Origin of the sequence: Streptomyces noursei ATCC 11455 (assembly GCF_001704275.1) — a bacterium.
GTDB classification, from domain to species: domain Bacteria; phylum Actinomycetota; class Actinomycetes; order Streptomycetales; family Streptomycetaceae; genus Streptomyces; species Streptomyces noursei.
This window is the reverse complement of record NZ_CP011533.1, coordinates 1,090,444-1,109,618: the sequence shown is the minus strand read 5'-3', so window position 1 is coordinate 1,109,618 and position 19,175 is coordinate 1,090,444. Positions and strand designations below refer to the sequence as shown.

At 71.1% G+C, this 19,175-nt stretch carries 17 protein-coding genes; 11 read left to right on the top strand and 6 right to left on the bottom strand.

Annotation, left to right across the window (positions count from 1 at the left end):
- Positions 1-19 precede the first annotated feature (19 nt).
- Positions 20-1,294 (bottom strand): cytochrome P450, encoded by a 1,275-nt coding sequence (locus SNOUR_RS04440; protein WP_079142197.1) that lies wholly within the window; start codon positions 1,292-1,294, stop codon positions 20-22.
- A 187-nt stretch (positions 1,295-1,481) separates the two neighbouring features.
- A complete protein-coding gene (locus SNOUR_RS04435; RefSeq protein WP_079142195.1) occupies positions 1,482-1,799 on the bottom strand; it encodes an alpha/beta fold hydrolase in 318 nt (105 codons plus the stop codon).
- 455 nt (positions 1,800-2,254) lie between these two features.
- Here SNOUR_RS04435 and SNOUR_RS04430 point away from each other — a divergent pair, with 455 nt between their 5' ends.
- The 5 genes from SNOUR_RS04430 (at position 2,255) to SNOUR_RS04410 (ending at position 6,781) form a co-directional block, all read left to right on the top strand.
- The gene (locus SNOUR_RS04430; protein ID WP_067344042.1) at positions 2,255-3,109 is read left to right on the top strand and encodes a VanZ family protein; all 855 of its coding nucleotides are present in this window, start codon (positions 2,255-2,257) and stop codon (positions 3,107-3,109) included.
- A 160-nt stretch (positions 3,110-3,269) separates the two neighbouring features.
- Complete coding sequence (locus SNOUR_RS04425) at positions 3,270-5,282, top strand: hypothetical protein (protein ID WP_067344041.1); 2,013 nt, start codon at positions 3,270-3,272, stop codon at positions 5,280-5,282.
- A 299-nt stretch (positions 5,283-5,581) separates the two neighbouring features.
- Positions 5,582-6,061, top strand: a complete 480-nt coding sequence (locus tag SNOUR_RS04420) for an HIT family protein (protein ID WP_067344039.1) — start codon at positions 5,582-5,584, stop codon at positions 6,059-6,061.
- 40 nt (positions 6,062-6,101) lie between these two features.
- Positions 6,102-6,398 (top strand): hypothetical protein, encoded by a 297-nt coding sequence (locus SNOUR_RS04415; RefSeq protein WP_067344038.1) that lies wholly within the window; start codon positions 6,102-6,104, stop codon positions 6,396-6,398.
- The gene (locus SNOUR_RS04410; RefSeq protein WP_312631925.1) at positions 6,395-6,781 is read left to right on the top strand and encodes a hypothetical protein; all 387 of its coding nucleotides are present in this window, start codon (positions 6,395-6,397) and stop codon (positions 6,779-6,781) included. Before SNOUR_RS04415 ends, SNOUR_RS04410 begins: the two co-directional genes overlap by 4 nt.
- A gap of 147 nt (positions 6,782-6,928) precedes the next feature.
- Here SNOUR_RS04410 and rph read toward each other — a convergent pair whose 3' ends face one another.
- The gene (gene rph / locus SNOUR_RS04405) at positions 6,929-9,541 is read right to left on the bottom strand and encodes a rifamycin-inactivating phosphotransferase (RefSeq protein ID WP_067344035.1); all 2,613 of its coding nucleotides are present in this window, start codon (positions 9,539-9,541) and stop codon (positions 6,929-6,931) included.
- Positions 9,542-10,279: 738 nt separating this feature from the next.
- Between rph and SNOUR_RS04400 the strand changes: the two genes are divergently transcribed.
- Positions 10,280-11,707, top strand: a complete 1,428-nt coding sequence (locus SNOUR_RS04400; protein WP_067344033.1) for a hypothetical protein — start codon at positions 10,280-10,282, stop codon at positions 11,705-11,707.
- A gap of 90 nt (positions 11,708-11,797) precedes the next feature.
- Here the strand turns inward: SNOUR_RS04400 and SNOUR_RS04395 are convergent, their stop codons facing one another.
- Positions 11,798-12,280, bottom strand: a complete 483-nt coding sequence (locus SNOUR_RS04395; RefSeq protein ID WP_067344031.1) for a MarR family winged helix-turn-helix transcriptional regulator — start codon at positions 12,278-12,280, stop codon at positions 11,798-11,800.
- Between the two features lie 43 nt (positions 12,281-12,323).
- On the opposite strand from SNOUR_RS04395, the gene SNOUR_RS04390 reads away from it, so the two are divergent.
- The 3 genes from SNOUR_RS04390 to SNOUR_RS04380 all read left to right on the top strand — a co-directional run bounded on the left by SNOUR_RS04390 (position 12,324) and on the right by SNOUR_RS04380 (position 14,550).
- Positions 12,324-13,274 (top strand): alpha/beta hydrolase, encoded by a 951-nt coding sequence (locus SNOUR_RS04390; RefSeq protein WP_067344030.1) that lies wholly within the window; start codon positions 12,324-12,326, stop codon positions 13,272-13,274.
- Positions 13,275-13,502: 228 nt separating this feature from the next.
- Positions 13,503-13,916 (top strand): GPI anchored serine-threonine rich family protein, encoded by a 414-nt coding sequence (locus SNOUR_RS04385; RefSeq protein ID WP_159425792.1) that lies wholly within the window; start codon positions 13,503-13,505, stop codon positions 13,914-13,916.
- A gap of 115 nt (positions 13,917-14,031) precedes the next feature.
- Positions 14,032-14,550, top strand: a complete 519-nt coding sequence (locus tag SNOUR_RS04380; RefSeq protein ID WP_159425791.1) for a hypothetical protein — start codon at positions 14,032-14,034, stop codon at positions 14,548-14,550.
- 372 nt (positions 14,551-14,922) lie between these two features.
- Here SNOUR_RS04380 and SNOUR_RS04375 read toward each other — a convergent pair whose 3' ends face one another.
- Positions 14,923-15,855: a LysR family transcriptional regulator gene (locus SNOUR_RS04375; protein ID WP_067344025.1), complete on the bottom strand. Its 933-nt coding sequence runs from the start codon at positions 15,853-15,855 to the stop codon at positions 14,923-14,925.
- Positions 15,856-15,963: 108 nt separating this feature from the next.
- Between SNOUR_RS04375 and SNOUR_RS04370 the strand changes: the two genes are divergently transcribed.
- Both SNOUR_RS04370 and SNOUR_RS04365 read left to right on the top strand, forming a co-directional pair.
- Positions 15,964-16,809 carry an oxidoreductase gene (locus tag SNOUR_RS04370; RefSeq protein ID WP_067344023.1) on the top strand — a complete coding sequence of 282 codons (846 nt, stop codon included), beginning with the start codon at positions 15,964-15,966 and terminating at the stop codon, positions 16,807-16,809.
- A 219-nt stretch (positions 16,810-17,028) separates the two neighbouring features.
- On the top strand, positions 17,029-18,447 hold the full coding sequence (locus tag SNOUR_RS04365; RefSeq protein ID WP_067344022.1) for an MFS transporter: 1,419 nt from the start codon (positions 17,029-17,031) through the stop codon (positions 18,445-18,447).
- 108 nt (positions 18,448-18,555) lie between these two features.
- Here SNOUR_RS04365 and SNOUR_RS04360 read toward each other — a convergent pair whose 3' ends face one another.
- Entirely contained in the window at positions 18,556-19,143 is a 588-nt protein-coding gene (locus SNOUR_RS04360; RefSeq protein WP_067344020.1) for a cysteine hydrolase family protein, read from the bottom strand.
- Positions 19,144-19,175 lie beyond the last annotated feature (32 nt).

The following is a 19,175-nucleotide window of genomic DNA, read 5'->3' as shown; positions in this document are numbered from 1 at the left end:
CCGGCCTGCCGCCTCCGCCTCAGGTCGCCAGGCGCAGGGGCAGCGACTTCAGCCCGTGGATGAAGTTCGACACCAGCCGCTGTGGCGGTCCGGCCACCGCCACGGCGGGCAGCAGCGCGCAGGTCTCCTCGTAGAGCACCCGTAGTTGCAACCGGGCCAGATGCGCGCCCAGGCAGACGTGCGGACCGTCGCCGAAGGAGACATGGGGATTGGGCGAGCGCGCCAGGTCCAGTCGGCCGGGGTCGGTGAAGACCCGCTCGTCGTAGTTGGCCGAGCCGTGGAAGACCACGACCTTGTCGCCGGCGCGGATCCGCCGGCCGGCCAACTCGGTGTCCGTCGCGGCGGTCCGGCGGAAGCTCAGTACCGGCGGATGCCAGCGCAGCAACTCCTCCACCGCCGGGCCCATCGCGACCGCGCCGCCGCGCAGCGCGGCATAGCCGTCCGGGTGCCGGGCCAGCGCCAGCAGCCCGCCGGGCGCGGCGCTGCGGACGGTGTCGTTGCCCGCGATGGTCAGCAGGAAGAAGAACATCTCCAGTTCGGGCACGGCCAGTTCGGGGTCGGTGGCGAGCACCGTCATCACGTCGTCGCCGGGGTGCCGCCGCTTGTGCACGGCCAGCTCGCGGGCGAACGCGAACATGTCCTGGAGCATCGCCGGGGAACGGGGGTCGGCGGGCCGGCCGTCCGCCCCGGTCGCCGCCGGGCCGGCCTCGTCCGGGTCTTGGTAGCCGATGACCCGCCGGGTCCAGTCCAGCATCAGCCCGCGTTCACCGGGCGGGACGCCCAGCAGATCGGCGAGGTTGAGCAGCGCGTAGTCGTCGGTGACGGCGCTGACGACGTCGCACGCCCCGTCGCCGGACCGCGCGGTGTGCACCGCAGTGGTCAGCAGCGCGCGGGCCCGTTCCCGCACGGCGGTCTCGAAGCGGTCCACCCGCCGCGGGGTGAAGGCCCGGCTGACCAGTCGCCGCAACCGCCCGTGTTCCGGCGGATCCTGATTGAGCATCATCCGCCGGATGAACGGCAGGTCGGCGGGATCGGGGTCGCGGATCTGGGTGGCGCCCAGCTGGGAGGAGAAGGTCCGGGCGTCCTTCAGCACCCGTACGACATCCCGGTGCCGGGTCACCGCCCAGAAGCCGGGGCCGGCCGGCCAGCCGAGCACCTCCGGCTCGTCCTGCCAGGCCACCGGGTGGCGGTCGCGCAGCATCCGATACGCGCCGTGCGGCAGGCCCTTGGCGTACCGGCGCGGGTGGAAGACGTCTGGGACTTCTGGAAACCGTGGGGCCGCTGGCACCTTCAGGACCTTCCCAATCTCCCGGACTTCCAGGTCCTCTGGGAGCTCTGTGTCCTCCGGGATCGCAGTGTCCTCCGGGATCTCTGGCGCGGTAGGGGTGGCTGGGGTGGTCGGGATGGCTGGGGTGGTCGGGTCGTCCGGCGGAGGGCCGCTTCGGGGGTGTGCGGCTCCCCGGGCCCGCCGATTCCCGCGGTCACCCGGCCGCCGTCCCGCCGCTCGCGGAGCCGGTGCGCCCGCCCATCGAGTGGCTGATCACCGAGAACCGATCCCACCCCAGCCGGTCGGCCGGCGCCAGCACATCGACCGCCCCCTCGGCCGTGGCGTAGACCCCCGGTCGGCCCTTCGCCGCACCGTAGCCGCGAAGGTCGACCAGGGCGTACTGGAACGCGTCCCGGTCGAGATCCGGCACGATCGGGCCGAAGGCCGACCGGCCGGCGAACCGACCGTGCACCCCGATGACCTTGTGCGGATCCCCGCCGTGCAGGGTGTGCGGGAGGACGAAGGAAGCCACGCGCTCTCCACCTCTGTACCGGGCCGGACACCGCCGACCACCGAACGGGACGATGCCGACCACCCTGACCGCCTCCACCCCGCCCCGCAAGGGCGCCGCGCCCCCACTCCCGCTCCCACCAAGCCAACAAGCCAACAAGCCAACAAGCCAACAAGCCGTCAAGGCAACAAGCCGTCAAGGCAACAAGGCAACAAGGCAACAACCAACCAAGGGAAATCTCGTGATCGAAGCATCCATCGGGGCGCTGTCGGGCCTCATACCGGCGTTCCTCGTTCTCGCCGCGGTGTTGGGATTAGCCGCCGCGGCGGCCGCGAAGGCGAAGGGCGGTTCCGTGGTCCTGTCGCTGCTGTGCGCGGGTGCCCTGGCGGGCGTACTCGTCGTGACACTGCTGCCGGGGGGGCGGAGGAACGGGGCAGGGCGCTTCCTGCGACACGGGCCTGCCGGGGTGGGCGTTCTTGGGCTCGGAGTCGTCGCGCCTGAACGTCGCGCTGTTCGTCCCGGTGAGCTTCCTCGCCGTGCTGCTGTTCCGGCGCCCGATCGCGGTGCTGTCGGGGTCGTGGCTGCTCACCGGAGGCATCGAACTGGTGCAGGCGGTAGCGGAGTTGGGGCGGGCGTGCAGCTACGACGACCTCAAGGCGAACGCGCTGGGTGGGTGTCTCGGGGTGCTGTTCGGCATCGTTGCGTTGTGGGTCCGGCAGCGCCGCCGGCCCCTGACGCGCAGGGACGCCCTGTGGGGTTCCGGCTCGGCGGTGCTCGGGGGACTGCTGCTGACCGGGGCCTTCGCGGTGGCCGTCGAACCGCTTCACGGGGACGCGCAGGCACAGGACCGGCGCGCGCTGGAGTTCGCTCAGGAGTCATGGTTGGACGGAGCCGTAGCGGACCTGTACGGCCGACCCGAGAATGGCATGACGGTGACCCGCAAGAAGGTGGCGGAGGGGCGTTGGCGGCTGGTGGTGGATCTGGGTCGGCGTGGGTCGTTCGTCGTGCGGTGGCCGGAGCGGCGGCTCGAACGGTTCAGGTGGGATGAGCCGGACGGGGATAGGGACGGGGCGGCTGATGGCGGCGATGGGGTGCTTGCCGCGGGCCGGGCGCGGAGCGTCGGTGACCGGTTCGTCGGGAAGTGGTTCCCCGAGGCGCGGGCGGGCGCCGAGGTCACGGTCGTGCCGTTGCGGGATGGGTGGGGCGGCCACCTGCTGAGTTATCGGGATCCCGCGTCGGGGGGCAGGGGACCGGCTCGGCTGGAGGCGAGGGTGTCGCCTGGCGGCCGGGTGGTGGAGGTGACGGCGCACGGCGCCCCGAGAGCCGGCTGACGTGCCTGTGCGTGTGTCTGTGCGTGTGTCTGTGTCTGTACCTGCCTCGGTGTCGATGCCGGCTCCGGGGCCTGCGCCGGGGTCTGTGTCGGTGCAGGCGCCTGCGCCGCGGACGAATCCCGTTCGTGGTCGTCCGAGGCGGCGATTAGGCTGTGCGTCCATGGAGTCCGCAGGTGAGGGCCGCGTCACGTTCGACTGGCAGACAGTGGTGTACCGCGACTTCGACGTCGATCTGGACGAGCCGGGCAGCCGGAGCGCAGCGGCTCTCGACGCCCTGCTGGACGACCTGGGTGTGTCGGAAGGAGAGGGCTGGGCGTTCGTCGGCGCGTGGGCGGAGCAACTGTCCCGAGCGCTGGCGGCAGGGGTGCCGGCGCTGCTCCGGCGGCTTGCCCACCCGGACGTGGCGGTGCGACGCATGGTGCCGGTGGTGCTCGCCTATGCGGCTGCTCCCGCCGACGCGATCGTCCCGGCGATCCGCGAGCACAGCCTGCACGCACCCGACCCCGCGGTCCGGCTCGGACTGCTGGTGGTCCTGGGTCGGTACGCGGACCGCCCCGACGTACGTGCGCAGCTGCGCCGTTGCCTGCGGGGCGAGCCGGCCGACGCGCTGGGCGCCGCACTGGGCCTGCTGCTGCGCCCGGCGTCGAGGCCCGGCGGGGCGTCGGCAGTTGTGGGCTCCGGCGCGACCTCCACGACGGACGGCGCCGGACCCGTCGAGGACGCGGTGGTCGAGGCGCTGGCACTCTGCGGCGGTGAAGCCGGAGCGGCACTGGGGGAGTTGGCCTGGTGCGATCCGGAGTGGGCCGGCGCGGTGCCGTACGGCCCGGTGGACGCCGTCGACTCCTGGCTCGTCGGCGCGCCCGAGGTGCGCTCGCGCTGGCTGACCCTGATGCTGGCGGCCCTGCGTGACGGCCGGCTGGACGCCGTCGCGGCGCGCGTCCTTGTCGGGGTCGCGGACCGGCTGTGCGCCGCGGGCTCCACACGGTACGCAGGCCACGCGGCGGCCGTCGGGGCGCTGCTGGACCACCCTGACCCGGCAGTACGGCAGGCAGCGATATCCACCAACTATCTTGACATGTACGGCAGTTACCTCGATGCGCTGGCGGCGGCCGCGAGCGGCCCCGCGGCCCGGCGGAATCCCGAGGTGGCACAGGCGGCGTTGGCCCGGCTCGCCCGGCGTGGCGACCGCAGGTGTCTGCCGGGTCTCCGGGAACGTGTTGCCGCGGGCACCGCAGGTGCCGAACTACTGCGCCCAGCCGCCGCGTTGGCCGACGATCTGTGGCCGGCGATCCGGGCACGGCTGTCCCAGGACCTCCCGGCCGCCGAGGTCAACGCGCTGCTCACCGGTACGCAGCAGTGGCGCGGCGGCGGCCCGGCGGTGCCGGAGGTGGTGGCCGCGCTGGAGCGGCTGAGCCGTCGCATCGACGCCACGGTTTCGTGCGCCCCGGACGCCCGCCCCGAGTTCATCGAACTGGAGGCCGCTTCGGCGAGCTGCGCGTTCCTGCGCAGGTGGGGGCTGGACGACGCTCGGGCGCTGGCGGCGCTGCGGCGGGTCGCCGTGAGCGCCGACCCGGAGACCGGACTCGCCGCCATCCGCGCCCTGATGGGACAGAGGACCTCGACGACCACCTCGACCACCTCGACGGACACCTCAACGCCCTCCCCGACGGGCGAAGCGGCGGACTCGACCGACTCGGCCGACTCGGCGGCGGACGAGATGGCGTCCCAAGTTATCCCGCTCCTCCTGAACGTGTTGGACCGCCGTCATCGGCCCGGCCGCGTCGCCGGCCGACGCGGCTGGCGGTTCGACGACAACGCCTGTGGCTGGCTGGCCGAGTTGGGATCGCGCGCCGGGGCCGCGGCGCCCGCGTTGCGCGGCATGCGCGACGACCCGGCAGAGGCCGGTGCCCTACGCGTGGCCGCCGCTGACGCACTGTGGCACATCGCCGGGGACGCGACCGGCGCACTGCCTGTACTCCGCCACTTCGCGAACCCCAGCACCACTACCGCCGCCACCGCCACCACCGAACGTGCCCCCATGGCCGATGAGCACGGTGACGACGGCGCCCTGTCGGCACGGGCCCAGGAAGCCCTCCGACGCATCGAGCACGAGATCGCTGCAGCCGTCCCGGGCAACGAGGGCGACGACGACCGGCCAGACCCGGCGGGCTGAGGCGGCCTCCGGGCGCCTGTCCACCACCATCCATCGACAGGCATGGACAGTCGGAGTTCGACCCATCTGCATCACCCACCGAAGACGGAGCATGTATGGGTTTTCCTCACGCACGTAGAGGATTTGACCCCGGATGAAATTGCCCGGCGGGCCCAGGCGCTCAGTCGCTGAGCGTTGATCCGTCGGACAGGTGCTCTCTCCGGTTCCAACCCCGGCCCACCGCCAGGCCCGTACGCGAAGCCAGAGCCCGCTCCCCGAAGGAATCCCGTCGTGGTAGCGCCACCAGGTAGGTTCTGATCATGGTTGATGACTGGCGGATGGACCGGATCGGCAGTGCCCTGAGGGGTGAGAACCCCACTGTGCTCCGGCGCTTGGACGCAGGGTTCGCAGTGATCGGAGATGTGCAGTTTCTGCCGGGCTACTCGGTGCTCCTGGCGGATGACCCCGCAGTGGAGAGGCTGTCGGACCTCACCAAGCACAAGAGACTGGCCTTCCTGTCCGACATGGACCGGCTCGGAGAGGCAGTCGAACGAGCCTCCCGTCGTATGGACACAGCCTTCCGGCGGGTCAATCTTGAGATCCTTGGCAACACCGACGGGTTCTTGCACGCGCATGTCTGGCCACGGTTTGAGTGGGAGCCGATCGACTTGGTGAGCAAGCCGGTCTGGCTCTACCCGCGCGACAGTTGGACCGACGAGCGGTTCGCACTCGGGCCGCAGCACGACGCGCTGCGCCAGGCCATCGGGGACGAGCTCGACGGTCTGTGCTCGGCGAACTGACAGCCGGGGTGGCGCCTGGCGCGATTCGCCGGACGTTCCGGTGACCCGGTTCGTCGGACAGTCGATCCGCTCGGTTCGGGAGATCCGCTACGGGGACGGCCGTGTCGACTTCACCGCCGGTCTCACGCTTCAGTTCCGCACGGGGAGCGTTCGTCTGCTCGGTCTCGACGATGACCTCGTCATCGCCCACGACCAGCACCTGGGCACCGTCGAGGCTCATCTGACTGTCGAGGCCCAACTGCACGATGACGTAAGCCTGGCGCGGGTGGTGCAGACTTGCGGGGGCTGTCCCTCGCCGTGGGATGCCTGGACCGGCAGGATCGACGGGCCCTCGTGACGGCGATCGTCCCCGACGAGGACCCGGCGCGTGAGCCGACGGTCTGTTTCGATCCCCAAGGACGGCACTTCGACATCCCCTACGACGTCATGCGCTGGTTCATGGACCGTGTCGAGGACGAGATCCGAACGTCTCGCGCCTGGATGCGGCTGCGGCCCGAACTGGTAGAGATCATCCACCGCCTGCGCCAGGAATACCTGGGCGCCATCGATGACGCCGACTTTCCCAACGTCCTCGCGGAAGTGCGCGCTGCCGTCCCCGAGCCGGACCTACCTGCCGTCCTTGCAGCCGCCTTGGGGCGGAACGCCGATGGCACCACCGTGACCGGTCCTCCGGCTCCATCAAATCCGACATCACCGGCGGCACCGACAGCACCGCTTTGATCGTCCGAGATCAGGCCGGTGAGGACCTGGGGCAGGTTGCTGATGCGGGCATCGCGGACGGCCTCCCCGTTCTCACGGGCATGCTTGGCGTTGTTCAGTCGGAAGTCACGTGGGGCTTCACGGTGGGGTGGGGTGGGGTGGGGTCCGTCAAGGCAGGATCTCGACGTACCCGTCGGTTCCGTGCACGCGGATCCGCTGTCCGTCCCGGATCAGCCGGGTGGCCTGCTCCACGCCCACGACGGCCGGCAAGCCGTACTCCCGGGCGATCACTGCGCCATGGGTCATCAGGCCGCCCACCTCCGTCACCAGGCCCGCGATGCCGACGAACAGCGGCGACCAGCTCGGGTCCGTGAAGGTCGTGACCAGGATGTCGCCGGCTTCGAGGTCGGCCTGCGCCATGTCGAGGATGACGCGGGCTCTTCCCTCGACGGTCCCGACGGAGACCGGTAGACCGATCAGGGCGCCGGCCGGCACGTCGTCGCGCCGGTACGCCCCGGTCAGGGCCTCACCGTCCGATGTGAGCACCCGGGGCGGTGTGAGCGCGTGGTACGAGCGGAACGCGTCCTTGCGTTGCTGGATGAGCTGGTCGTCCACCTGGTTCGAGCGCACGACGTCGTGGAGTTCCTGGAAGGTCAGGTAGAAGATGTCGTCCCTTTCGGGAAGCACGTCGGCCTGCACGAGGCGCTCGGCCTCCTTCAGCAGGGCCTGCTTGTAGACGAAGTAGCGGCTGATGATGCCGTACTTCGGGTACTCCCGATACCCGATGAAGGTTCTGACCCGGTCGATCATCCGCTTGGTCTCGTCGGCCTTCTGGTCCCCGTCCGGCAGGGCCCGCAAGCGCGACAGCACGTCCTGTTCCTTCTTCTGCGCCTTCTGCCGCCCTTGCTCGAAGCGCCGCTCGGCGGCGCCCGGCTCGAAGTTCCTGACGTTGTCGAGGATCACGGGCACGAGCGTCGTGGGGCACTCGCGCCAACGTGGCCTCGTGATGTCGATCTCGCCGACGCAGCGCATGCCGTACCGGTCGAGGTAGCCCTCGATGGCGGCGCGCGCTTCGGCCCCGCCCGCGAGTTCCGCCAGCCGGTCCAGGAAACCCTCGTCCTCGACGCCCTGCAGGAACGCCACCACCTCCGGCCGCGCGCGGATCACGTCCGCGACGTCGAGCAGCGCCAGTCCCATTTCGGAGGTGATGTTGTCGGGGGCGGACAGTGTGAGCGTGTCAGCGACGTTCTTCTCGCCCAGCCACTCCTGCAACTTGTCGTTGAGCCACCACGTGGCCTCCATCCCCGCCATGATCGCCTGGAGGTTCAGTGGATCACTGAGGATTCGCTTGTGCTCCTCGAAGGCCACCAGCAGGAAGTCGAACAGCGCCGGTCCGGTCTTCGTCCGGATGTCGCGCTCCAGGGCGGCGACGGACTCCCGGCTGCGCTCGATCAGCCCGCTGACGATGGCCGGATCGGTCGCGATCGGGGTGGACGCGCCGCTGGCCTGCGGCCTGCCCGACCGCGGCCTGCCAGGAGGGGCGTCCGGGAGCGACGGGACGAAATCCTCGTGGCCGAGGACGGTCTCCAGAGCGTCCCTGACCAGCGGATCGCCTCTCCCCATGACGTCCAGGAGGGCGGCGCGGCCAGCGGGCGAGGCCAGGCGCCGGGTGGCGTCGACGAACAGCCTCCCGCCGGCCTCGTGCATCGGCACCATGGCCGTCAGCTGCCACATGGAGAGCCCCAGGGGCTTCATGGGGTCGGTCATCATCTGCTGATGACCGACGGAGACGTAGACGTGGTTCTCCTGGTCACCGGCCTCGGGGATGGGGAACAGCGTCGTGATGGGCCGGCTCTGAACGATCTGGAAGCCGTCGTCGACCAGGCACCACTCGATGTCCTGCGGGCGGCCGAAGTGCGCCTCGATCCGCCGACCGAGCTGCACGAGCCGCACCACCTGCGCGTCGGTCAGTGCCGGCTGCTCCTGCCGCTGAGGGTCGATCGCCACTTCCTGCGTGCCACCGGCCGGCAGGGCGTGAACGGCACGCTGTTTGGCGGCGATCGCCTTGGCGACGACTTCGCCCTGCCGCACCGTGAAGACGTCCGGGTTCACCAGGCCGGAGACCAGGGCCTCGCCGAGGCCGAAGCCGGCGTCCACGGTGGCGACCTTCCGGTTGCCCGTGACGGGGTCGGCGGTGAACAGGATGCCGGCCGCGTGCGGGGAGACCATCTGCTGTACGACCACGGCCATGTGGACCGTACGGTGGTCGATGCCGTTCCGCTGGCGGTAGGTCACGGCCCGCTCGGTGAACAGCGAGGCCCAGCACCGGCTGACGTGCCGGAGGACGGACGTCGGGCCCACGACGTTCAGGTAGGTGTCATGCTGGCCGGCGAACGAGGCCGTCGGCAGGTCCTCTGCCGTCGCGCTGGAACGGACGGCGCAGGCGGTCTGCTCGCCGAGCTGGGCGAGCACGCGGGTGATCGCCGCCGCGATGTCGTCCGGGACGGCGATCGCTTCGATGGTCCGACGAATCCGCGCGCTGAGCGTGCGGATCGCCTCCCGGTCGTCCGGGTTCACGCGCGACAACTGATCGAGCCGATCGTCGATCGACGGCGCTTGTGCCAGGATCCGCCGGAAGGCGTCCGTCGTCACACAGAAGCCCCCCGGCACGCGGATGCCTTCGATCTGCGACAGCTCGCCCAGGTGCGCGCCCTTGCCACCGACGACCGCAGTCTGCTTCTCGTCGACCTCTCGAAGGTCCAGCACGTACTGCTCGATCACTGCGATACCTCCGAGGCAGCCGCGCTCCGGCGCACTGCGGCGGCCGATCGCATCACCGACGCCGCCGGCTCCGCCGAATCTCCCGTCGGGCACGTCCTCATCTCCGGGCGCCTTCCCCCCGACGAGTCGGCCGGCCGCTCCGCCCTGTCGGGCGGCACGCACCCCCGCAGCTCCGCCCCGAGCGCCCTCGACCGCACTGCCCGTCCCACCACCGGTTCGCCGTCACCGCGTCCTCCACGCGTCGACAACAGCACACGCACGTCGTGCCTCCATTTCCGCAGGTTTGCGACATCGGCCGACGATTCTGCGCCATGACCGGGGCCTTGCGGCAAGCCCCCCAGTGCGCTATATGTTGAGAGTGGCAAGGAGAGGGTTCTCCTTGCCTTTGCCTTTTGCCGTCCAAGCGAGCCGACAGGCTTCTCACCGAGCGGCGGAGCGTCGCGTACGACCGCCCCAGCGACAGCGCATTCGTCTACCGGACCCCGGCTCCTCCGCTCTTTTCTTTCACGGCGATTTCATCGGCTGCTCCTAACCTGTGGATCCTCGGAAACGCCCTACGGGGGAACTGTTCGACCAGACCGTGGCTCCCCTCACCGGCGTTGGGGATACTGACGCGCCGGATGGCACGCGCCTGCGGACCTGGTGACGACCGTCCCAACCCCAGAACCACGGCCTGACCGAAGTCGGCGAGGCAGTGCGCAGCCTCGGCTGTCCGGCGTGCTGCGGAAGGAGTACGCCGTGAGCGACCACGTCAAGCGTCTGCCGCCGGGGGCACTGCCCGAGGGCGGCGTGGCCTCCTGGTCGGTCGCCGATGCCGAGCGCTGGAGGAAGGCTCGCGTCCCGGTGGTCTTCGCCCCGGTCGAGGGCAGTTGGGTGCTGCTCGTCCTGGTCACCGTGTCGTACGTCCTGACCGGTGGGTTCTCGATCTTGCGGTGGAGCGGTGGCGGGTCCGCGCACGGCGGCACCCACTGGCTCGGTTACCCCGCGGCGGTCCTGCTGGCCGCGCTGCCGTTGTGGTACCGCTATCTGCCGGTCCCGACCGTGCCGGCCACGGTCGTGGTCGCGGCGGACGCGGCGGTGTCACTGGCGTCGCCCGACGTGCCCGACGCCGGCGACCGCCTGGCCGCAAGCGGATACTTCCTGGCCCTGGTCGTCTCCGCATGGGCGTTCACCGGTGCGTGCCTGCGCCTGCGGGCCCGCCGCAGGCAACGGGCGCTCGCGCTCGCCGCGGCCGGCCGGCGCCGTCGCGAACTCCCGGACGGGGTGCCCGAGACGGACGGCTACCGCGGGTACCGGCAGTTCTACCTCGGGCTCGTCCTCTGCCTCATCGCCGGCGCCGTCCTCACCGATGGTCTCGTCGAGGATCTGACGGCACCGGACCGCGCACCGTACGACGCCGTCGGGCAGCAGATCGCCGCCCTGCTGTTCCTCGTCCCGGGCACCGTCGTGTACGGGCACGGCCACGTCGCCTTCCGGGCGGCGCGCCGCCTGCACGAGCAGCCCCAACCGGCTCTGATGGTGGGCGTACGGATCGCGCCGGACGGTTGCCACTGGCTGTATCCGGATGCCCGCGCCACCTCGGGGCGGCCCCTGATCGCGTACTTCCCCAAGGGCCGGGACACCGACCGCACGGCGCGGCTCCTGGGCACGAGCTCCACCTACCGACCCGACGACGGGCACTACGACATCGACCCCCGCCGCGAACCCTTCGAGGCCGTCCTGTACGGCGCGCCCTGGGAAGGCGCCGAAGTCGCCCTGGAGTACGCCGTCATCGACCGCACGGCATACCAGGGGCCGGAGCACACGTATGCCGGCGTCACGGCCGCCCCGCTGCTACCGCGACGCCGCCACGGCCTCGGCCCGTGGCAGCCGGCCGACGGCACGGCCCGGGACGCCGCCCGGCGCGAAAAGATCCGCAAGGAGGAGCAGGAAAAACGCGAGCGGGACGAGTGGTGGGCGGCGAGCCTACGCCAGCAGGAACGGCCCTACCCGCGGGGAACAGGTCGGCCCCGCGGTAGTGGGGCGCGCGGGCAGCGCTCCGGCAGGCCCGACAGCTGGGGCGGCGGGGACGGCTGCGGAAGCAGCCACAGCTGTGGCGGGCACAGCAGCGGAGGGCACAGCTGTGGTGGCCATGGCTGTGGCGGGCACGGCTGCGGCGGCCATTGAGCGCGAAGACCGACCACTCCCGAGCCTCGGACGGTTTGCTGCTGTCCGCCCGGCACCCCTGCACTTCCCATCGGGGCGCCGGTCAGCTGGTCAGCCGGTGGGTGTGCCGACCTGGTCGTGTTCGAGCGCGGAGCGCAGGGTCGAGAGGGCCCGCGTGACTGCTGACAGCGAGGGGGCGTCCAGGGTGCCGCCGAGCAGTTCGGCCAGGCCGCTCGTGAAGGTCTGCTCCGCTTCCTCGACGAGTCGCGCGCCGTCGTCGGTCAGGGCCAGCAGCGAGGACCGGCGGTCCGCCGGGTTCGGCCTGCGGGCGGCCCACCCCTGCTTCTCCAGGCGGTCGATGCCCTTGCTGGTCGCCCCGACGCCGATGGCGAACTCGGCGGCGAGGTCCGCCACCCGGCACCCGGGGTGGCCGCGCAGGTAGCTCAGGAACTCGTACTGCGAGGTGACGATCCCGTGCCGCTCGCGGAGACGGTCGTTGAGGGCGTTGTACAGACGCGTCTCGCATCGGACCAGGTCGGCGAACAGCTCGGAGAAGTCGGCTGCGGCGCGGTCTCCGCTCGATGTATATTCCACGGCATATAGTGTACAGGAAGATACTTCTGACGGGAGTGTGTCCATGAGCAGGGAACAGCGCATCCGGGTCGACGAGATCCTGCGGCAGCCGGGCCCCGAGGGGCCCCGGTCGGTCGAGGAGATCCGGGCCGGATTCAGGCAGTTGATGGCCCGGATGATCGTGCCCCGCAGCAGCATCCGCACCGCGCCGACGACGCTCGGTGACCGGCCCGCGCTGCGCGTCGAGCCGACGGGGGAATCGGGCCGCGGGTCGGACGGTGGCCCCGACGCCGGGACGATCCTGTACTTCCACGGCGGCGGCTGGGTCTTCGGCTCGCCCGAGACCGCCCTCTCGCTGACCGGGAACCTCGTGGCCAGGACCGGCCTCGGGGCGTACTCGCTGGACTACCGGCTCGCCCCCGAGCACCCCTTCCCGGCCGCGATCGAGGACACCCTGAGCGCCTACCGGGCCCTCCTCGACCGCGGCGAGGACCCCTCGGCCATCGTCTTCGCGGGGGACTCCGCCGGCGGCGGCCTCGTCGTCACCACCTGCCTCGCCGCCCGGGACGCGGGCCTCCCGCTGCCCGCTGCGATCCTGGCCTTCTCCCCGGGCGCCGACGCGACCCGGACCGGCGACAGCATGGACACCAAGGAAGGCATCGACCCGATCTTCACCCGCGCCGCCCTCGAACGCACCGGAGCCATGTACCTCGCCGGAGCCGACCCGCGCCAGCCCCTGCTGAGTCCGGCCGTCCACGCCGACCTGACCGGCCTTCCCCCGATGCTCATCCAAGTGGGTTCCAACGAGGTGCTGTTGGACGACTCCACCCGCCTGGCCGCACGGGCGAGCGCGGCGGGCGTGGACGTCATCCTCGACGTCACCGCCAACGTGCCGCACGTGTTCCAGTCGTTCGCCGGCGTCCTCGACGAGGCGGACGAGGCACTGGACCGTGCCGCCCTCTTCCTGCGTCAGCGGATCCGTGCCGGAGCCGCCGCGCGGACGTCCGTCGAGTAGACACGTACCGGTCGGCGGAGCATGGCGGCGCGCGCGGGTGAGTGGTCGTCGCGGCTGCCGCCTGGCATGTTGGCGTGGGCTCTTCGTCGTCCTTCTTTACGGTGACCGGAACCCGCCTCATGGGGCAGAAGCGGTCACGCGGGACAGATTGACTGTGTGACGAGTACCTCAGCAGCAAGTTCCCGCCAGCGTCGCTGCCACCCCATGGGCGCTCTCAGGCACGTCGTTGTGTCCGCCGCGCTGGCTGCCTCGATGAGCGTCAGCACCGGAGCCGACGCCGCGGCAGCGGACGTTCACCCGGCCCCGGGCGCGTCCACGAGCGTCGGTTCGGACGTTGTCAGCCTGACTTCCCCTCTGAAGGGCGACATCTACCGCGCCGGATCCCAGATGACGATTGCCTGGACCAATCCCAGGGTCCAAACCATCAGTCAGATCGTCTTGGTGACGGAGTCGGATGATGGCCCACAGCCGGTGACGACCGTCGCCGAGGACGTTGACGCCCAGAGTGGCAGCTACGAGTGGACTGTCCCTGACGATCTGACGGAGGGCCTGTACAGGCTGGAAGTGGGGACACCCCCGGATGTGGTGTACTCGGGCCAGTTCTGGGTCGAGCGGCCCGATTTGTTGCGCATCAAGTGGTAGTGGGGCGACAACCGGTGTGGCAGCGCGAGGACGATGCTCGACGACACCAAGGCCCGCTTCGGCGGCCAGGGGTTTCCCGGGCAACGCCGATCGGGCGGTGCATAGTCTGTCTGCCATGGCGAAATGGGCGTACGTAATAGTCATGCACTTCGGTCACGGCAAGAGCTCGGCGAAGGGGGTCGGCTCGAAGTACAGCTACGGCAGTTCCGAGGCCGCCCGTCGGGCGATGCTGCAGGAGCTCCACGAGCTGAGCGCCGAGGATCGGGACCCGGCGACAGCGCAGCGACCGGGCGACGTCGAGGCTGACGGGAGTCAGGGGCCGGTGGTACTGGCACGGCACAGTGGGCGGGTGTACCGGCCTCGGGGGAAGGGGCGCCAGCAGGTGCCAGTGCCGGTGCGGAACCCGGACGGGGCGGCCGAGCCGGTCACGGTGATGGTGGGTGCCCCGGTGGGCCCGTCGGGCGGCAGCAACTCGCCGGGACGATTGCTCATCGGTCTGGGGGTGCTGTTCCTGGGGGTCGCCGCGATCACGACGGCGGTTGACTGGGGACAGGTCGGCGCTGTCCTCGGCGCGCTGGTCACCGGAGCGATCGGTGCGGCCTGTCTGGTGAGCGGTATCCGCGAACTCCGCTGAGCGCTGGAGCGGGGCGGCCGTCGCCGGCAGAGGGAGTGGTGGGTAGCTCGTGTGAGGGGGCCGGTGGTGAAGTCCCCGCCGATCAGGCACACGGCAGCGATCCAGAACGGGCGCTGACGGGCACAGCGGCCAGGAACGGCCCGCAGGTCCAGCCATGGTGGTCGTAGCGTCAAGGTTGGTAACCAGCGCTGTTGGGATTCTGAGTTGGGGAAAGGCCCAGCTCAGGGGCGCCATCAGGCCCAGCCGGTGAGCTGGACAGGACAGCCGGACTGTGGGTCGGCCGGCCTGGCGATGCGGCGGTCCGGAGGTCCGGTCTGGCGGTCAGGTGGTGACGTGATGGAGGGCGACGCGGCGGAACGGCTGCGCGGAGTGTCACGGGGGCGGTTCGGTTCGGGAGGTGCCGGCTGCCACCTTTGCCGCCGCGGCCAGGTAGGCCACCACCAAGGGCCGTTCGTCGTCCCGACGGGCGGCTACCGCCAGACGGGAGGGGGAGATGCCCCGGACCGGCACGGCGATCACCTCGTCCCGGACGACCAGCGAGGCGTTGCCGGTGGCCAGAAGCGCCACGCCCTGGCCGTTGGCGACCGCCTCGTGGGTCTCTTCGGCGCTGCCCACCACCCCGCCGATCCGCGGCGCGCGATCGTCCCGGGCATCCAGGGCCAGCCAGTAGTCCCGTAGCGGACCAGCCTCGGGCGGGAGCGCGAGGAACGGCTCGTCGAGGAGATCGGTGAAGTCCACCGCCCCCTCGCTGTCCGCTGCGGCCCGTGCCGCCAGGGGGTGTCCCTGCGGCAGTGCCACGAGGCGGGGCTCCTGGGCCACCACCGCATACCGGTAGCGGTCGCCGTCCGGAAGCGGCAGCCAGACGAAGGCGACATCGCTGGATCCGTCCGCCAACCCGGCACTGGGATCAGCCCAGTTGACCTGCCGGAGGACGGGCCGTGCATGCGGATGCCGGGAGACCAGCCGGGTACGCAAGGCGGGCAGAAGTCCGCGGCCCGGGCTGGTCGACATGCCGATCACCAGGGTGTGCAGCCCGGCGGCCTTCGCCTCCTCCACCGCCGCCTCGGCGGCCTCCCATGCGGCCAACATCCCGCGGGCGTGCGGCAGCAGGGCTGTCCCCACCACGGTCAACCGCACCGCCCGTCGGTCGCGGTGGAACAGATCCGCGCCGACCTGCTTCTCCAGCATCCGGATCTGTTTGCTGAGCGCGGGCTGGGAGACGAACAGCCGCTCGGCGGCTCGCGTGAAGTTCAACTCCTCGGCGACCGCGGCGAAGTAGCGCAGATCGCGTCCATGGACATCCATAACTCATGGCTATCACAACAGGTCTTGGACGTGGCCCCGGATCTCGGCGAAGGATGGAGGTCGTCGGCGGGGAAATCCCGAACTGCGGTTGATGAGGGAGACGAAGAGATGACCGAGAACGGCAAGGTCTGGCTGGTCACCGGTGCGAGCAGCGGTTTCGGGCGGGCCATCGCCGAGGCCGCGGTCGCCGCCGGTGACACGGTGGTCGGCACGGCCCGACGGCCCGAGGCACTGGCCGACCTGGTCGCCGCGCACCCTGACCGGGTGGAAGCGATCGCACTCGACGTCACGGACGGCGAGCGGATCGACGTGCTGGCCGCCGACGTTCTGGCTCGCTACGGCCGGGTGGACGTGCTGGTGAACAACGCCGGGCGCACACAGGTCGGGGCGTTCGAGGAGACCACCGACCGGGAGCTGCGCGACCTGTTTGAGCTGCACGTGTTCGGCCCGGCGCGGCTGACCCGGGCGCTGTTGCCGCAGATGCGGGAGCGGGGCAGCGGTTCGATCGTGAACATCAGCAGTTTCGGCGGGCAGCTGTCCTTCGCCGGGTTCTCCGCGTACAGCGCGACCAAGGCGGCGTTGGAGCAGCTGTCTGAGGGGCTGGCCGACGAGGTGGCGCCGTTCGGCATCAAGGTGCTGATCGTGGAGCCCGGTGCCTTCCGCACCAACCTGTTCGGCACGGGCGCGGCCTACTTCTCCGAGGAGCACCCGGCGTACGCGGAGAAGGTCGGTGCCACCCGGAAGGCGGTGCAGGGCGGCGACGGCACGCAGCCCGGGGACCCGGCGAAGGCCGCGGCGGCGATCCGACTGGCCCTGGACGCCGAGAACACCCCACTGAGGCTCGCCCTCGGCGGTGATGCGGTGGACTCCCTCGTCGGGCACCTGGACGCGGTGCGGGCCGAACTCGCCACGTGGGAGAAGGTCTCTCGCGGGACGGACTTCGACACGCAGTGACACGGCAACAGGGGCCTGCCCACACAGTCGGCAGGTAGCAGGTAGCAGGTAGCAGGTATGCCAGGCATGTAGCGGTACGTCGGGCGGCGGGACTCTCGCCGCCGGCGTCCGCTCACCTCAGCGCGCCAGGCTGCTCCCGCTACCAGCCGGCCCGCCAAGGGGTGCCTCTGCCCCCTCGTCTCGATCACACACCTTCAAGAACGTCTCAGGAGCGCCTTGATGAAATCCCTGCTCAAGTCATCCCCGGGTTCCGGAGCTGGGGCCGCGGCTCCGCACGCGGCCCGGGGCGGATCCTCCACGGTGCTCGGCGCCGCCCTGCTGGGCTTCTTCCTGATATCACTGGACGCTTTGATCGTCACCGTTGCACTGCCCGACATCGGCCGCAGTCTCGGCGGCGGCATGTCCGGCCTGCAGTGGGTGGTGGACGGATACACGCTGATCTTCGCCGCCCTGATGCTCTCCGCCGGCGCCCTGTCCGACCGGATCGGGGCACGCCAGGCGTACGGCGGCGGCCTCGTGCTCTTCGGGCTGGCCTCGGCCGCGTGCGGACTGGCGCCCGGTCTCGGCGTGCTGGTGGCGGCGCGGCTGGTGCAGGGGGGTGCGGCGGCGGTGATGATGCCGGCCTCGCTGGCGCTGGTCCGGCAGGGCTTTCCCGACCAGGCGAAGCGGGCCCGGGCGATCGCCATCTGGACCGTGGGTGGCGCGGTCGCGGTGGCGGCGGGGCCGGTGCTCGGCGGGGCGCTCACCGCATCCGTGGGCTGGCGGTGGATCTTCTTCGTCAACCTCCCGGCGGGACTGCTGGCGCTCGCCCTGCTCACCCGCGTCCCCGCCTCCCCGCGGCTGCCCGCCCGTCTTGACGTGGTCGGGCAGGTGACGGCGGTGCTCGCGATGGGCGCGCTGACGTACGGCGTGATCGAGGGCGGCGACAAGGGCTTCGGTCGGCCGACCGTGGTGGTGTCGCTGCTGGTGGCCGTGGGCGCGGCAGCCGCCTTCCTCGCCGCGCAGGCCAAGGGCTCGCACCCGATGCTCCCGCTGCCGCTGTTCCGCTCCCGGGTGGTCGCGGTGTCCTTGGTGGTCGGCTTCATGCTCAACGCCGCCTACTACGGCGGGGTGTTCATCTTCAGCCTGTATCTGCAGCAGGAACGTGGTCAGTCCGCCCTGCACGCGGGCCTGATGTTCATTCCGATGACGGCACTGGTCGCCGTGGTGAACCTGGCCTCGGCGAAACTGGCCTCGCTGTTCGGTCCACGGGTGCCGATGGTGGCGGGACAACTGGTCGGGACGGCCGGGCTGTTGGCCCTGCTCACCGTCGGACCGCACACCAACGTGTGGGTGGTGGCCGCGCTGATGGTGCCGGTCGGCCTCGGCGGGGCGCTGACGGTCCCGGCGTTGACCGCGATGCTGCTCGACGCGGTTCCCGCAGACCGGGCGGGCACCGCGTCCGCCGTGCTCAACACCGGCCGCCAGGTCGGCGGGGCCATCTCGGTGGCGGTCTTCGGGGCGCTGCTGGCCGGGGCGGACACGTTCCTGGCCGGCATGCGGTGGAGCATGCTGCTCGCGGCGGCCGGGCTCGTCCTGACGGCCGGCGCGACGCTGACGCTGCCGCGGGCCGGGCGCGGACGTGCGGAGGCGTCGTGAGCCGACTGGAGCCTGTCGCGCGAACTGGAGCCCGCCGTGCGGACCGGAGCTTGCCGCGCAGAAGACCCAGGGGGGAGGCCCTGACCCAGGCGGTTCCGTTGCAGGGGGTCAGGGGCGGACGGCGGCCATGAGCTCGTCGGTCGTCACCACCCGGGCGAAGCGTCCGCCGTGCAGCGAGACGGCACTCGCCCGGGCCAGCTCGTCGGCCGTCAGATGCCAGCCGTTCGGGCCGGTCAGGTCGAAGGTGTGGGTGGCATCGAGGGCGACCAGCATGTCGTAGCCGAGGTTGCCGCCCATGCGGGCGGTGGTCTCCACGCACATGTTGGTCTGGATGCCGGCCAGTACGACCTGGGTGATGCCCGCCGCCTTGAACCAGTCGTCGAGGTCGGGGGTGCCGTAGAACGCCGAATTCACGGACTTGGTGACGAGCAGCTCCGGCCCGCCGCCCTTGCCGCGCCGCTCCTCGACGTACTCCTTGAAGTCGTTTCCCTCATGTCCGGTCCGCAGTGGCGAGCCGGGTTCGTTCGAGTCGTGCCGCACGAAGACGACCGGCCGGTCCGTGCCCTGCCAGGCCGCGATCAGCGAGGCGATGTTCTCGTCGGCGGCCGGGTTGTTGCGCGGGCCCCAGAACTCCGACTCGTCGAAGCCCTTCTGCACGTCCACCACTACCAGCGCCGCGTTCTGCGTGATCTCCATGCCCATGATCCTGCCGTCCCGCCGGGTCCGCC